Source organism: Bradyrhizobium sp. STM 3557 (assembly GCF_045571465.1).
In the GTDB taxonomy this organism is placed as follows: Bacteria; Pseudomonadota; Alphaproteobacteria; order Rhizobiales; family Xanthobacteraceae; genus Bradyrhizobium.
Genome location: NZ_CP120697.1, coordinates 4642821 through 4656849, shown reverse-complemented (window position 1 = coordinate 4656849; position 14029 = coordinate 4642821). Strand labels below are relative to the sequence as shown.

Below are 14029 nucleotides of genomic sequence, written 5' to 3'. Positions count from 1 at the left end.
GCGCCAGGACCACGCGATTTCGCCGTCCGCGATACGCCGCTCGTCCGCGCAAAACAATCGCGCACGGCGCATCACGTCCACCGCATTCCCATCCCACGCAGCTGGACGATCCGGACGCGCCCCTCGAGTGGACAAGAACGGGAGGAATGTATTCTGATTTGCCGAATTTTGCAGGAGCCAAGCCGGGCATTGGCGCGACGGGCGCTGAGAGCTCAAGTCGCCCAATTGACCACGAGCAGTCCCGGTACACGCTCGAACTCGCGCGCGTTTTGCGTCACCAGCGCCGCACTACGGCGGCGAGCCTGCGCAGGCGCCCGTACCGGCAGCCACCGCCGGGTATCTCCCGCCGTGCGCACGCGAGGAGCAGCGTAGCCATGTGTCGTCACGGCGCGCGGGATGTCGATGATCTGGGTTGCGGCAGCAGAAAGGTTTGGCGTGCCAGCGCGTCGTCCAGGCGGCCGGCGTCGTACACGGATAGCAGGCAGCTCTTGTCGAGCAGATCGCTGTTGGACGCTGCAAAGTCGTCGAAGGTCGGGCTCTTGCCGAGCAGGATGCGCTCGCCGATGAGTGACAGAAACGCCGTGGTGATCGTTTCGTGATAGGCCTGAGGCCGCCCGGCGCGCTCGGCCATCCGCCTGAGGCCGCCGGCATAGAGCGGCAGCGTCCGCATGAAGCCGTCGCGTCGGAGCATCTCGTACGCAAGCCGGACATGTTCCGCATGGTGAAATCGGGCCGCGTCCATATGGCCCGCGATGAAATGCCGGATGTCCTCATCGCTCATGGCCGGCTCCTTCGCTGTCGATCAATCGGTGCGCGTCCTGCGCGCTGAGATCGAGGCCGTACACGTCCTTGAGCTGGGCAATCCGCTCGAGCGTCTCGGGCGAAAACGGCGCCTTGCCTTCGAAGGCGTGCAGCAGGATTCCCTCGATGAGGTCGCCGAGGGACATGTCCAACAAATCGGCCAGCGCTTTCGAGACCTTGAGGACCCGCTTCTCGAGGCGGACGCCTGTCTGGATACGATCGATCGTTTTCATGTTACCTTGGTACCAAGATAACACGTGCGGGTCAAGCGGAGAACACCTGGCAGCGGCAAGCGGGCGTAGGCGCCTGCTGATCGAGTTCGCAGAGATGATCGCGAGATCATTTCAGCCGTCTGGAATTGCCAAGTGGCTAGGGCTTCGCCGATTGCCTGGCGCTAGGCGTGCTCCTTCTTCGATCGAAGCCCCTTCAGGATCGACAGCACCGCGGGAACGAGAAGCTTCTCCGCCGCGGCGTCCAGCGGATTGTGGACCACGGCGGCAAAATTGTCCTTCACCGCTCTGATCTCGCCGACCATCGTATCGAGCGAGAGCTTGAGATGGCGTGCGTCCTCCTGCATGGCGTCGACGGCGAGCCTTCGCATTTCGAACGCCATGTCGATTTCCGGACCAGGCCGGGAGTGATTGGCCAGCAGCAGGACGAGCGCCGCAATCAGGAGATCCACGACCGCCACGGCCGACGCCGACCAGATCGCCCCGATCGGCGCCAGCAACGCGTTGTAGGCGGCGAGATTGGCCATCCCGAGCCCGAACACCGCGATCAACCCTGCAAGGATGGACAGGCCAAGGCGACGCGCGAACACCCCGAGCCAGATCTTTCCGATCAGCAGATCGGCTTTCCGGAGCACCTGCAGATCCCGAACAAGATGATCGATCATGTTATCTGGCTCCCCATCGTCCGAGCGACCATCCGATCAGAATCCCAGCGACCAGCGCGATCGCGACACTCTGGGCCGGATGCGCAGAGATGTCTTTCTCGGCGTCCTCAAGGAAGCTCGTCACTGCGTTTGCAAGCTCGCCCAGTTGATCCCGCAACTCACGCTTCTCGTCGCCGCTCTCCTCAGCCCCGGTAACGGGCTCGGCCGGGGAGGGCGGCTGGATTGGAGGAGCAGCCGCCGTGGCCTGCCGCTCGCGCTGCGCGGCCGAAAGCTCCTCCTGCAACGCCTTCAACTCGCGCGACAGGACCTGATCGGAAGCCATCATTTGCCTCCAGGAACCTAGTGTCCCTGTTGTCCAGGAGGCACAGCCCGCTTCAGCGCGTCCCAAGCCTGCTGTGTTGCAACGTCGAAGGCCTTGCGCGACTCCGCCAGAGTGGCGCTGAGCGCGGTCCACGACTCGCCGCCGGCCTGCTTCATCTTCTGGAATCGGGCTTCGGCCTCGGCGGCGCCAGCCTTCATCTGCGTGAGCACAGCGTCGAGATCGTTGCGCTTTGCCGCCGCGACCTTCGCGGCCGAGTCGCGAAACTCATCCGCCGCTTTTTGCCAAGCCTGGATCTGCACGGCCGCGATATCGCGGAATGCGGATTGCTGCTGCTCGACCTGCTTGCCGACGGTTTCGAAATAGGTCTTCACCTGAGCCTCGAAGCCGGGCCACTGCGCCTCAAGCTCCGCCTTGTTCGCTCGTATGGCCGCTTCGGCCGCCTCGAACTGCGCTTTGATGGTCGCTTGAAATTCGTCGCGCCGCTTCTTCAAGTCGGCGATCACCTCATCGGCCTTCACTTTCGACTCGGCTTTGAGCTGGCTCGCTCTTGTTTCAAGCGACGCCAGAGTGGCGTCCATCTCGTCAATTCGCTGCTTGGTCCAATTCAGGTAAGCATGCATGCTGCTTTGTTCTGGCATGACGACCTCCGTATCAAGAGCCTCAGCCAAGCAAAGCGCGAATTGCCCGGTTGCGTTTTGACCTGCGTCAAGATCCGGGCCGCCAGGCGGCCGATAACGACGTTCGCCGAGCGGTGCGCTCGTCGCGGTCGAACACGTCGCCACCTCAGTCTCTATCGAAGCAAGGTCTCCCGGAAGACCGGCTGCTACTCTGGGCTTACGCGGCGCTGCGGCCGCGGATCATGCTCAGCAATAGCCGTAAACCCCGCAGGCATAGGGCAGGCGCCAGATGTAGCTCGGATAGCCTCCGCCGCCGTAATAGGGGCCCTGATAGTCGTAGGAGAAGGCGCGGCCGTAATAGCCGGGCAGCTCCTGCCTGCCGAGCAGCAGCGGCGTCGACGGCTCCATTTCGGAGATCAGCGAGTCCTCGTCCTTGACCACGACGGCGACTGGGGGCGGCGCCTTGACGACGCGGCGCGCCTTGTAGTGCACGCCGGGGAGGTCCGCGGCGAGCACCGCGCCGTTTGCCGCGATCACAGCCAGCAGCATGAGGATGATAGTCGCGCGCATATCGGGTCTCCCGAGCGGAATCATATCAGGCGCGGGAGGATGGGCCGACCATGGTTAACGAATGCCTGACGAGCACGCAGCGGCGCGCGAAATCGGTGAGTACGGATTCCGGGCACGCCTCTTCCACGCAAATGGCTTCCCCATTTGGCGCACGAGGCGCCCCGGAATGACGCGAGAGCAGAGAGCTAAGCGCTCAAAGCCTGCTCGAGGTCGGCGATCAGATCTTCCTTGTCCTCGATGCCGATGGAAAGCCGCACGATGTCGGGACCGGCTCCGGCCTTGGTCTTGGCGGCATCGTCAAGCTGGCTGTGTGTGGTCGAGGCGGGGTGGATCACCAGCGAGCGGGTGTCGCCGACATTGGCGAGGTGCGAGAACAGCTTCAGGTTCGACACCAGCTTGACGCCGGCGTCATAGCCGCCCTTCAGCGAGAAGGTGAACACGGCGCCTGCACCGCGCGGGCAATATTTGCGGGCGAGGCTGTGATACTTGTCCTCCGGCAAGCCGGCATAGTTCACCGCTGATACCGCCGGATGGCGATTGAGATATTCGGCGACCGCCTTGGCGTTGTCGCAGTGCTTCTGCATGCGCAGCGGCAGCGTCTCGATGCCGGTGAGGATCAGGAAGGCGTTGAACGGCGACAGCGCCGGTCCCAAATCGCGCAGGCCCAGCACGCGGCAGGCGATCGCGAAAGCGAAGTTGCCGAACGTCTCCTGGATGCGGATGCCGTGATATTCAGGGCGTGGCTCGGTGAGCATCGGATATTTATTGCCGCTGCCGGCCCAGTCGAATGTGCCCGCATCGACGATGACGCCGCCGATCGAATTGCCGTGACCGCCAAGGAATTTGGTCAGCGAGTGCACGACGATGTCGGCGCCGTGATCAATGGGCCGGATCAGATAGGGCGAGGCCAGCGTGTTGTCGACGATCAGCGGCACGCCGGCCTTGCGCGCGACCTGCGCGATCGCCTCGATATCGGTGACGGTGCCGCCGGGATTGGCGATGGATTCGATGAAGATCGCCTTGGTGCGCGGGCTCACAGCGGCCTCGAAGCTTGCGACGTCATCGGTGTCGGCCCAGACCACGTTCCAGCCAAAGCTCTTGAAGGAATGCGTGAACTGGTTGATCGAGCCGCCATAGAGTTTTCGCGCAGCGATGAACTCGTCGCCGGGCGTCAGCAGCGCCTGCAGGGCGATCACCTGCGCGGCGTGGCCGGATGCGACCGCGAGTGCCGCGGTGCCGCCCTCAAGCGCAGCGACGCGCTCCTCCAGCACCGCGTTGGTCGGATTGCCGATGCGGGTGTAGATGTTGCCGAACGCCTGCAGGCCGAACAGCGAGGCGGCGTGGTCGGCGTCGTTAAAGACAAACGATGTGGTCTGATAGATCGGTGTTGCGCGCGCGCCGGTGGTCGGGTCGGGCTGCGCCCCGGCATGAATGGCGAGGGTGGAAAATCCGGGAACACGATCGGTCATTCTGTTTCCTTATTGACTGGACTGCCAAACTTCGCCGCCAAGCGCATCATGAGAGCAGCGAAGGGGTGCTACGACAAGAGCGGTGTTGTTAGCGCACGACGGCGCCGGACCGCGTCCTCCCAATGAGGGACAATCGCGTCCACGCAAGGTGTCGTCAAGGCGCGTTCCGGCGCACGCCCCGATTTGAAAGAACCATGCTCAGACGAATGCTATCGCTGAAATGATTGTTTCGAAGGTGATGCTACGACGGCTCATTTCTGTTTTTCGCAGCACGATCGGAGGCCGAGGTCGCGGCACCGCCGAGGCTCGTGCGCGCGAGCGACAGACGCATGCCCTGTGTGGGGACCGGCGCGCGCTTGGCGCTGATGGTGCGTGAATTGACGCCCATCCAGGAAATCTCCGATGACAGCCGGCCATATTCGATCTTCGGGCAGCGGTTCATGACGACCTTGAGGCCGGCCGCTTCGGCCTTTGCGGCGGCCACGTCGTCGCGGGCGCCGAGCTGCATCCAGATCACCTTGGGCGGCGGCGATAGCGTGAGCGCCTCGTCGACCACGGGCATGATATGCGCCGAGCTGCGGAAGATGTCGACCATATCGAGCGGACGGCCGATGTCACGCAGCGAGCCGACGAAAGGACGGCCGAGCAGGGTTTTGCCGACATGGCCGGGATTGACCGGGATCATGTCGTAGCCGCGCTGCACCAGATATTTGAAGGCGAAGTAGCTCGGCCGCACGTCGGACGGCGAGGCGCCGACCATGGCGATCACCTTCACGCCATTGAGGATGCCGCGGATGTAGTCGTCGGAATAGGTGTCGTGGTTCATTGCGTGCGACTCTGTTCGTTGCCGTCATTGCGAGGAGCGAAGCGACGAAGCAATCCAGCATTCGTCCCGCGGTGCCGCTGGATTGCTTCCGCCGTCGCCCTTCGGGCTATGGCGGACAAGTCGCTTCGCTCGCAATGACGAAGCATCCAGATGGGACCTGTCACTCATCCCGCCAGGTCGGCTGGCGCTTTTCGATGAAAGCCTTGATGCCTTCCTCGGCATCGCGGGCCAGCATGTTCTGCGTCATCACCTTTGCCGCATAATGATAGGCATCGGCAAGGTTCATCTCGGCCTGGCGGTAGAAGGCCTCCTTGCCTAGCTTGACGGTGTAGGCCGATTTCAGCGCCACCTGCTGCGCCAATGCGATCGCGGCCTCGCGTTCGGTGCCGGGCGCGACCACGCGATTGACGAGGCCCATCTCTCTCGCGCGCGCTGCCGGCACGGGCTCGCCGGTCAGCAACATCTCCATCGCCTGCTTGCGCGTCACGTTGCGCGACAGCGCCACCATCGGCGTCGAGCAGAACAGGCCGATGTCCACGCCCGGCGTGGCGAAGGATGCGCTCTCCGATGCGACGGCAAGATCGCAGCTCGCGACCAGCTGGCAGCCTGCCGCGGTGGCGATGCCCTGCACGGCGGCGACGACGGGCTGCGGCAGATGCACGATCGCCTGCATCATCGCGCTACAGGCGTTCATCAGTTTCGCGAAATAGGCGCGGCCGCGATCGGGGCCGGCGCGATGCGCGGTGATCTCCTTGAGGTCATGGCCGGCGCAGAAGGCCGGACCATTGGCCGCGATGACAACCGCGCGCACTGATGTGTCGGTGCCGATCTCGTTCAGCGCTCCCTGCAGTTGCGCGATCAGCGCGTCCGACAGGCTGTTGCGTTGCGCCGGACGGTTCAAGGTCAGCACGGCGACCGGACCATTCATCTCGCGCAGCAGGATCGCATCTGATGCGGCAGTCGCAGAGGCGGCATCACGAGCAGCTCGAGCGGGCATCGGAATTTCCTGTGGCATCGATCGGAAGCTAACGCATGATCCGGAAAAGTGGATGCCGGTTTTGCATCGTGCTCAAACAAAGGATTTAGATCATGATCCGACCAGATTCCGTCATTGCGAGGAGCGTTAGCGACGAAGCAATCCAGACTTCCTTCTCGACGCTGGATTTCTTCGCTTCGCTCGCAATGCCGGAATCTGATCGGATCATGATGTAGTCTACCAGAAGGCCGGCTGACAGAGCAGGGGGGCAGATGGCTGATGCGAAGATGAGCGTGGCGGAACTCGAAGCGTTCCTGCACGCAGAATTCCCGCAGGCCTTCACGCAAGGCGGCGATATCACCATCGAGCAGGCGGATGGCGCGAGCTGCCGGCTGCGGCAGCGTTTCAACGAAGGGATGCTGCGGCCGGGCGGCACGGTGTCGGGCCCGACGCTGATGGCGCTCGCCGACTTCGCCATGTATGTCGTGCTGTTGTCGGCGATCGGGCCGGTCGGGCTCGCCGTCACCACCAACCTCAATATCAATTTCCTGCGCAAGGGCGCTCCGGGACAGGATCTGCGAGCGGATGCCAGGCTCTTGAAGCTCGGCAAACGGCTCGCGGTCGGCGAGGTCACGCTGCTGTCCGGCGACTGCGACGCGCCGATCGCCCACGTGACCGCGACCTATTCCATTCCGAATGCGTGAAGTTTTTACAGGTAACATCGCACCATATTTTTAAGTAACTGATATTCAAGGTATATTTCTGGAGCCTGACCGTTGACGCGGGCGCCCGGCTTCTCTAGAAGCTGCGGCCAGTTCGGCGCGGTCAGCGCCGCGAGCTCCCTTTCACGGATATCTCTCATGAAAACCTTTTCGGCCAAGCCCGCCGAGGTCCAGAAGAAGTGGGTCGTGATCGACGCCAAGGGTCTGGTGGTCGGTCGTCTTGCTTCGCTGGTCGCCATGCGCCTGCGCGGCAAGCACCTCCCGACCTACACGCCCCATGTCGATTGCGGCGACAACGTCATCATCGTCAACGCGGCGCACGCCGTGCTGACCGGCCGCAAGCGCGAGAACAAGGTCTATCACAAGCACACCGGCTATGTCGGTCACGTCAAGACCCGCACCGCGCGCCAGATCCTCGAGGGCCGCTTCCCCGAGCGCGTGCTGGAAAAGGCCGTGGAGCGCATGATCCCGCGCGGGCCGCTCGGCCGCGTGCAGATGGGCAATCTGCGCGTCTATGGCGGACCGGAGCACCCGCACGAAGCGCAGAACCCGGAAAAGATCGACATCGCCAAATTGAACCGTAAGAACACGAGGGCCGCATAAGATGGCCGAAAGCATCCAGTCTCTCGATCAGCTCTCGCAGCTCAAGGGCGCGGTTTCAGCTCAGCCGGAAGCGCCGAAATATGAGAAGAAGGTCGACAAGTTCGGCCGCGCCTATGCCACCGGCAAGCGCAAGGACGCGGTAGCCCGTGTCTGGATCAAGCCCGGCTCCGGCAAGGTCACCGTCAACACCCGCGACATCGAGGTCTATTTCGCCCGTCCGGTGCTGCGCATGATGATCCAGCAGCCGCTGGTCGCAGCCGCCCGCGCCGGTCAGTACGACGTGATCTGCACGGTCGCCGGCGGGGGTCTCTCCGGCCAGGCCGGCGCGGTGCGTCACGGCCTGTCCAAGGCGCTGACCAATTTCGAGCCGGAGCTGCGCGGCGTGCTCAAAAAGGGCGGCTTCCTGACCCGCGACTCCCGCGTGGTCGAGCGCAAGAAGTACGGCCGCGCCAAGGCCCGCCGCTCCTTCCAGTTCTCGAAGCGCTGATTTAAGCGGTATCGCTGGCGGGCTTTATGCCCTTGGAACACGACGACGGGCGTCCCTTGCGGGGCGCCCGTTGTTTTTTGATTGCCGTTCGCTGCGTTTTTATCGACGAAATTGCCGTGAGTTGAGGCGGATTTTTTCCAGAAAACTTGGAAGCGCGCGCAAACCTGTTTGGAACAGACGGGTCGATATTCTGATCCCTCGAATCGCGCAGCGTCTGAAATGTTTGCGCTGCAACAGTCATCCGGGGTCAGACCATGGTGCTCGACAGCCTGACGCTAGACATCGTTGCCACGATGGTTGCAGCGCTGCTCGGGGCCATGCTGCTGTTCCTCGGCCGCCAGGAGAACATCCCGGCGCTGCGCTGGTGGGGGGCAGCCTATCTGTTGGGAGCCGTTGCGGTCGCGCTGTGGACTTTGGTCGGCAACCGCTTCGGCGAGGTGGTGCCGCTGCTGCTCAGCGCGATCGGCCTCTTGGCCTGCGCCACGGTCTGGAACGCCGCGCGCGTCTTCCATGGCGAGCGGCCGCATCTCATCGGGCTCGTGCTCGGTCCCATGGTCTGGATCGCGAGCGGCATGCTGCTCGATCCAGCGGCGGTTGCGCCGCGGTTGACCATCGGCGCCGGCCTCGTCGCTATGTATGCCGTGCTGACCGCCGGCCAGCTCTGGCAGGAGCGCCGCAAGCACCTGCAACGGCGCTGGCCGGCGCTGATCGTGCCGGTGCTACACGGCTTCGCGCTGATGCTGCCGATCCTGCTCGGCAATGTGCTGCGCGAGGCCAACGGCAGCTTTGCCGCCGCCTGGGTGACCATCTTCTCGATCGAGCTCGTGCTCTATGCGGTCGGCACCGTGTTCGTGATCTTCATGCTGGTCTCCGAGCGCATCGTCAGCGCCCACAAGCGGGCCGCATCGATGGATCCTTTGACCGGAATGCTCAACCGCCGCGGCTTTTCCGAAGCCTGCGGCCGGGTGATTGCGCGCGAGGCGCAGGAGGGGCGGCCAGTCACGGTGCTGATCTTCGACATCGATCATTTCAAGTCGATCAACGACCGGTTCGGTCATGCGGCGGGCGACGAGATCCTGAAGCTGTTCGCCGCGATCGTGCTCAACAATCTGCGGATCAGCGATCTCTCGGGGCGGATCGGTGGTGAGGAATTCGCAGCACTTTTGCCCTGCTCGCTCGAGGAGGGCGTGGTCGCCGCCGAGCGCGTGCGCGAGGCGTTCGCCGCCTCGGGCGTGGTCTGCGACGAGGGGCTGGTCGACACCACGGTCAGCATCGGGGTCGCCGGAGGGCCGGCCGGCACCGAGCTCGACGTGCTGCTCGCCGCCGCCGACACCGTGCTCTACAAGGCCAAGCGCACGGGGCGCAACCGGGTCGAGACCGCGGCCGAACTGCCGCTATCGCTGTCGCTGGACCGCTTCCGCCGGCAGACCGCCGGCTTTGCCGCGGCAAGCCAAGCCGCGGACCCATCGCAAGCGTGATATCGGGCGGGGCGACGGCGCCTTTTTCTTTGCGCCGGCCTGGTCTAGGAAACTCCGATCATTCACGCGGAGAGACCTCGATGATCACCGAAATCGCGCAAATCGACATCAAGCCCGGCATGGAAGCGGAATTCGAGGCGGCGGCCGCCAAGGCGCGTCCCTTGTTCGCGCGCGCCAAGGGCTCTGTTGGCATCGAGCTGCACAAGTCGATCGAGAAGCCGCAGCGCTACCGGCTGCTGGCGAAATGGGAAACGCTGGAAAACCACACCGTGGACTTCCGCGGTTCGGAGGATTTCGCCGCCTGGCGCGCGCTGGTCGGGCCGTATTTCGCTTCTCCTCCAGAGGTCGAGCACACCGTGACCGTGCTGACCTCGGAGAGCTAAGAGCGGCGCTGTGGTGATTCAAATCGCAGCGGCCGGATCCTCGGTGCTGCGATCCGTCTTGAAATAGTCGATCATGACCTTGGCGACCGCCATCAGCGGCAGCGCGAGCGTCAGGCCCCAGATGCCGAACACGATGCCGAGCAGGATCTGGAACGCGAACAGCGTCGCCGGCGGAATGTCGAGCGCCTGGCGCTGGATCAGCGGCGTCAGCACGTAGCTCTCCATCGCATGCACGCCAAGGAACAGCACGGCGGCGCTCACCGCGGCGACCCAGCCCGAGGCAAGGCTCGCCAGCACCACGACGACGCCGGCGATGATGGCGCCGACCGTCGGGATGAAGGCGAGCAGGCCGGCCTGGATGCCGAGAATGAACGAACTCTGGATGCCGATGATCGCAAGCCCGATCCAGGTGACCAGGAACACGGCGAACATCGTGATGATCTGTGCAATCAGCCAGCGCTCCAGCGTGTCGCTGATGCGGTCGACGATGACGGTGGCCTGATCTCGGTATTTCACCGGCGCCAGGAACAGAAGCCCGCTGCGATAGATCGAGGGCTGCGCGGCGGAGGCGAGCCCAAGGAACAGCACGATGAAGAAGTTGCCGACGGCATTGACCGTGCCAAGCAGCAGCTTCAGCGTCTGGCTCACGATCGCACCGCCCGATGAGGCCAGCGCGCTCGGCGAAGGCAGGCCGCCCGGCAAACCGTGGCTCTGCGGCGTGATGGGCGCCGTGCCGCCCGCCGGATTGTTCGTCGCGTTGTTGGTGAAGTCGAAATAGCTGGTGTCGATGCCGTTGCGCTCGAGGAAGGCCTTCACATGAACCAGCTGTTCCTTGATCGTGTCGCTCAGCACCTTGGCCTGATCGGCGATGGTGGCGCCGCCGAGGAACACGATGCCGGCGAGCAGCGCGGCGAGCAGAACGCAGACGATGATGAGCCGCAGCGCATGGGGCAGGGGGACCACGCGTCCAAGCCGGTCGGTCAATGCGTTCAGGGCGACCCCGAGCAGCATGCCCGTGAACAGCAAGAAGATCGCCGCCGCATAGTACCAGGCGAAGGCGATGAAGGCGGTGAACAGCACCACGGCAATGCCGCCGACCGCGATCGCCCAGGCGAGGTCGCTGCGGTCCTGGAGGCGTTCGTCTGCGGGGGCGGACATGGGACTTCCTTCTTGAAGCGTGCTCTGCACACATTGGCCAAAACCAGGGCGGGATCAAGCGCGCCTGAAGCTGGGCTCCGCGCCGGTTTGCCGCGCCGCGCGTGTCCAGGGCGCTAAATTGCATTGCGGCTCCCTCAAGCGGGTTGTTGATCCGCACCCGCGGCGCAGGCATGATCTTCTCACGCAAACGCCCTCGGCGTTTATCGCAGGGAACGTGCCTTAGGGAGAATGGAAAACTGGCGATGAAACGACCGGTGGTCGGCGTGATCGGCAATTCCCATCGCGTCGAGAACAGGTTTACGGTCCAGATGGTCGGCGAGCGCAACTTGCGTGCGGTCGCGGAGGTGTCGGGAGCGTTGCCGCTGATGTTCGCGGGCCTGCCCGAGATCACCGATATCGGCGCGCTGCTCGAGGTGGTCGACGGCATCGTGCTGACCGGCGCCCGCGCCAATGTGCATCCGACCCGCTTCAACGCCGAGCCTGACGTCAAGCACGAGCCCTATGACATCCATCGCGACGAGGTCGCGCTTCAGCTTTCGGAGGCCTGCGTTGCCCGCGGCATTCCGCTGTTTGGCATCTGCCGCGGCCTGCAGGAGATGAACGTCGCCTTCGGCGGCTCGCTGCATCCGGAAATCCGCGAGATTCCGGGCCGGATGAACCACCGCATGCCGCGGCTGGAGAATGGCGAGATCCATCCCGATCCGACCGTGATCTTCGCCGACCGTCACGAGGTCACGCTGACGCCGGGTGGGACGTTCGCGACCATCCTTGGCTGCGAGCGGATCAAGGTCAATTCGCTGCATGGGCAGGGAATCCTGCAGCCGGGCAAGCGGGTCGTGATCGAAGGCATCGCCGAGGACGGCACCATCGAGGCGATCCGCATCGCGGACGCGCCGAGCTTCGCGCTCGGCGTGCAGTGGCACGCCGAATACGATCCGCAGAAGAACCCGATCAACCGCAAGCTGTTCGAAGCGTTCGGGCAGGCGCTGAAGTCGGCTGGTCGCCAGTAGGGCTGGTTAAGCGCAGCCGTAACCCGCCGCGTAGTTCGTTCGTTGATGGCGGATGACGCTTCCGCCTTCGCTCTTTGAGCTACGGCCGACAAGTCGCTAACTAATTAACCTAATCCGCCCCACGGTTGCGGCTGTTCGTTTAATCAGCTGCCTCGGCGCCGAGCTGCGTGTCGATCAGGGCGTTGGCCGCCCAGGCCGCCATCTTCGCCGGCCCGTTGCGGCCGCCGAGGGTCTGGCTGCTGGCATAGGCTCCGTCGATCACGAGGAAGATGGCGTCCGCGAGCCGCGTGGCGTCGCCAATGCCGGCGGCCTTGATCAGGCCGGTCAGGCGATCGCGCATCTTCTGCTTGTTGGCGGTGGCGATCCGATGCCCCGGATGGGATCTGTCGGGAAATTCGGCGGCGTAATTGATGAACGGGCAGCCGCGATATCCGGGCGTGGTCGTCCGGGCCGCGACGTAGTCGACAAGCAAGCGCAGCTGCGCGCGCGGATCTCCTTCCTTCCTTGCAAGCAGCCGGTCAATCGAGCGCCAATACGTCTCGTTGCGGTCGTTGAGATAGGCGACGATCAGATCGTCCTTGGAGGCGAAGCTCCGGTACAGGCTGATCTTGGCGACACCGGCCTTTTGGACGATCGTCTCCACGCCGACCGACCGAATGCTCTCACGATAGAACAGGTCGGCCGCCACCTCGAAGATGCGTTCGCCGGCACGCTTCTCCGGTCTGTCGCCAGGACTTCCGCTCACGCGCTTCGATGGCTGCTTCAATGTCAACTCCATGCGCCTGAGAGGTAACCGGCTTGACACGTAACCGACCGGTTCGTAACATTTAGCAGATGAAGCAGCGGCTGAACAGCGCTTTGTGGTGCGCCGCAGGGTGTCATTCGATCGATACGGCGGGGAGAGGTCGAGATGAAATATTTCTTTCTCGAGGGAGAGCATCTGGTGCCGTTCGAGGAGCGCGATCCCGGCATGATCGCGGCACATCGCCAATTCCTGCAGCAGGGCTATGAGGAAGGGCGTTTTCTCCTGAGCGGGCCGAGCGTTCCGCCGACAGGCGGCGTGCTGGTCGCCCGGGCCGAGTCGCGCGAGCAGTTGGACCAATTCCTTGCCGACGAGCCGTTCTGCAAGGCCAAACTGATGCGCTTCAGCAAGATCATCGAGTTCAACCCGGTGCAACATCAGCCGATCTTGGCGGAGTGGTTCGCCGCATCCTGACCGTGCGCCCTATACACGGATCGTTGCCGTCATTGCGGGGAGCCCACCGGGTCTCGCCTCAGGCCGCGCATACGCGCGGACCCGTTGGCTCGCAATGACAACCGATCTTGCTGCGAGCTTGCCTGCATTGAGGTGAAGGCGGTTGAACTCAGGGCTTGGCGAGATGCCAGGCGCCGTTCAGGAAGCCATCGCCCGTGATGTTGCCGGGCTTCTGATCCTTCGGCGGCGGTTTCGTCATCAACTGGAAAGGCGGCGTGTTGGAGCGTCCGTTGCCGGGCGGTTGCAGCATTGGGATGCGTTTCGGCAAGGGCGACGACATGAAGGCACCCATTGGGGATAAGATCTCGTCCGATAGGGGCAAGCTGCTCAAATGGGGACCGGTCGTCGAGCAGATCGCGGTCTACTTTCCAACAAAGTGAATGGCTGACGAGCCAAGCAAAAAGGCGCCTCTCGCGAGGCGCCTTTCCGTTTGCGTCTGATCCGCCGATTTTGCTCG

At 63.8% G+C, this 14029-nt stretch carries 19 protein-coding genes; 7 read left to right on the top strand and 12 right to left on the bottom strand.

What is annotated here, in order from left to right; all coding sequences use genetic code 11:
- Positions 1 to 382 precede the first annotated feature (382 nt).
- The 9 genes from P6U24_RS21275 to P6U24_RS21235 form a co-directional block, all read right to left on the bottom strand.
- On the bottom strand, positions 383 to 781 hold the full coding sequence (locus P6U24_RS21275) for a hypothetical protein (RefSeq protein ID WP_407154463.1): 399 nt from the start codon (positions 779 to 781) through the stop codon (positions 383 to 385).
- Positions 771 to 1034, bottom strand: a complete 264-nt coding sequence (locus P6U24_RS21270; RefSeq protein ID WP_407154462.1) for a hypothetical protein — start codon at positions 1032 to 1034, stop codon at positions 771 to 773. Before P6U24_RS21270 ends, P6U24_RS21275 begins: the two co-directional genes overlap by 11 nt.
- Before the next feature lie 161 nt (positions 1035 to 1195).
- A complete protein-coding gene (locus P6U24_RS21265; protein WP_407154461.1) occupies positions 1196 to 1696 on the bottom strand; it encodes a hypothetical protein in 501 nt (166 codons plus the stop codon).
- A 1-nt stretch (position 1697) separates the two neighbouring features.
- The gene (locus tag P6U24_RS21260) at positions 1698 to 2018 is read right to left on the bottom strand and encodes a hypothetical protein (protein WP_407154460.1); all 321 of its coding nucleotides are present in this window, start codon (positions 2016 to 2018) and stop codon (positions 1698 to 1700) included.
- A 17-nt stretch (positions 2019 to 2035) separates the two neighbouring features.
- On the bottom strand, positions 2036 to 2800 hold the full coding sequence (locus P6U24_RS21255) for a hypothetical protein (protein ID WP_407154459.1): 765 nt from the start codon (positions 2798 to 2800) through the stop codon (positions 2036 to 2038).
- A gap of 81 nt (positions 2801 to 2881) precedes the next feature.
- The gene (locus P6U24_RS21250; RefSeq protein ID WP_407154458.1) at positions 2882 to 3205 is read right to left on the bottom strand and encodes a hypothetical protein; all 324 of its coding nucleotides are present in this window, start codon (positions 3203 to 3205) and stop codon (positions 2882 to 2884) included.
- 185 nt (positions 3206 to 3390) lie between these two features.
- Positions 3391 to 4674, bottom strand: a complete 1284-nt coding sequence (locus P6U24_RS21245) for an O-acetylhomoserine aminocarboxypropyltransferase (protein ID WP_407154457.1) — start codon at positions 4672 to 4674, stop codon at positions 3391 to 3393.
- Between the two features lie 241 nt (positions 4675 to 4915).
- Positions 4916 to 5500 (bottom strand): CoA-binding protein, encoded by a 585-nt coding sequence (locus P6U24_RS21240; protein ID WP_407154456.1) that lies wholly within the window; start codon positions 5498 to 5500, stop codon positions 4916 to 4918.
- 160 nt (positions 5501 to 5660) lie between these two features.
- Positions 5661 to 6497 (bottom strand): enoyl-CoA hydratase, encoded by an 837-nt coding sequence (locus tag P6U24_RS21235; protein ID WP_407154455.1) that lies wholly within the window; start codon positions 6495 to 6497, stop codon positions 5661 to 5663.
- A gap of 251 nt (positions 6498 to 6748) precedes the next feature.
- Between P6U24_RS21235 and P6U24_RS21230 the strand changes: the two genes are divergently transcribed.
- The 5 genes from P6U24_RS21230 to P6U24_RS21210 all read left to right on the top strand — a co-directional run bounded on the left by P6U24_RS21230 (position 6749) and on the right by P6U24_RS21210 (position 10149).
- Positions 6749 to 7180, top strand: a complete 432-nt coding sequence (locus tag P6U24_RS21230; RefSeq protein WP_407154454.1) for a PaaI family thioesterase — start codon at positions 6749 to 6751, stop codon at positions 7178 to 7180.
- A gap of 156 nt (positions 7181 to 7336) precedes the next feature.
- Entirely contained in the window at positions 7337 to 7801 is a 465-nt protein-coding gene (rplM, locus tag P6U24_RS21225; protein WP_407154453.1) for a 50S ribosomal protein L13, read from the top strand.
- A 1-nt stretch (position 7802) separates the two neighbouring features.
- On the top strand, positions 7803 to 8288 hold the full coding sequence (rpsI, locus tag P6U24_RS21220; protein WP_407154452.1) for a 30S ribosomal protein S9: 486 nt from the start codon (positions 7803 to 7805) through the stop codon (positions 8286 to 8288).
- Positions 8289 to 8542: 254 nt separating this feature from the next.
- Positions 8543 to 9766: a diguanylate cyclase gene (locus P6U24_RS21215; RefSeq protein WP_407154451.1), complete on the top strand. Its 1224-nt coding sequence runs from the start codon at positions 8543 to 8545 to the stop codon at positions 9764 to 9766.
- An 80-nt stretch (positions 9767 to 9846) separates the two neighbouring features.
- Positions 9847 to 10149 carry an antibiotic biosynthesis monooxygenase family protein gene (locus P6U24_RS21210; protein WP_407154450.1) on the top strand — a complete coding sequence of 101 codons (303 nt, stop codon included), beginning with the start codon at positions 9847 to 9849 and terminating at the stop codon, positions 10147 to 10149.
- Positions 10150 to 10167: 18 nt separating this feature from the next.
- On the opposite strand, the gene P6U24_RS21205 is transcribed toward P6U24_RS21210, so the two are convergent.
- The gene (locus tag P6U24_RS21205; protein ID WP_407154449.1) at positions 10168 to 11307 is read right to left on the bottom strand and encodes an AI-2E family transporter; all 1140 of its coding nucleotides are present in this window, start codon (positions 11305 to 11307) and stop codon (positions 10168 to 10170) included.
- A gap of 242 nt (positions 11308 to 11549) precedes the next feature.
- Between P6U24_RS21205 and P6U24_RS21200 the strand changes: the two genes are divergently transcribed.
- A complete protein-coding gene (locus tag P6U24_RS21200; protein WP_407154448.1) occupies positions 11550 to 12317 on the top strand; it encodes a gamma-glutamyl-gamma-aminobutyrate hydrolase family protein in 768 nt (255 codons plus the stop codon).
- A 139-nt stretch (positions 12318 to 12456) separates the two neighbouring features.
- On the opposite strand, the gene P6U24_RS21195 is transcribed toward P6U24_RS21200, so the two are convergent.
- On the bottom strand, positions 12457 to 13083 hold the full coding sequence (locus P6U24_RS21195) for a TetR/AcrR family transcriptional regulator (RefSeq protein WP_407154447.1): 627 nt from the start codon (positions 13081 to 13083) through the stop codon (positions 12457 to 12459).
- Positions 13084 to 13227: 144 nt separating this feature from the next.
- On the opposite strand from P6U24_RS21195, the gene P6U24_RS21190 reads away from it, so the two are divergent.
- The gene (locus tag P6U24_RS21190) at positions 13228 to 13533 is read left to right on the top strand and encodes a YciI family protein (protein ID WP_407154446.1); all 306 of its coding nucleotides are present in this window, start codon (positions 13228 to 13230) and stop codon (positions 13531 to 13533) included.
- A 148-nt stretch (positions 13534 to 13681) separates the two neighbouring features.
- On the opposite strand, the gene P6U24_RS21185 is transcribed toward P6U24_RS21190, so the two are convergent.
- On the bottom strand, positions 13682 to 13852 hold the full coding sequence (locus P6U24_RS21185) for a hypothetical protein (RefSeq protein WP_407160812.1): 171 nt from the start codon (positions 13850 to 13852) through the stop codon (positions 13682 to 13684).
- Between the last annotated feature and the right edge of the window lie 177 nt (positions 13853 to 14029).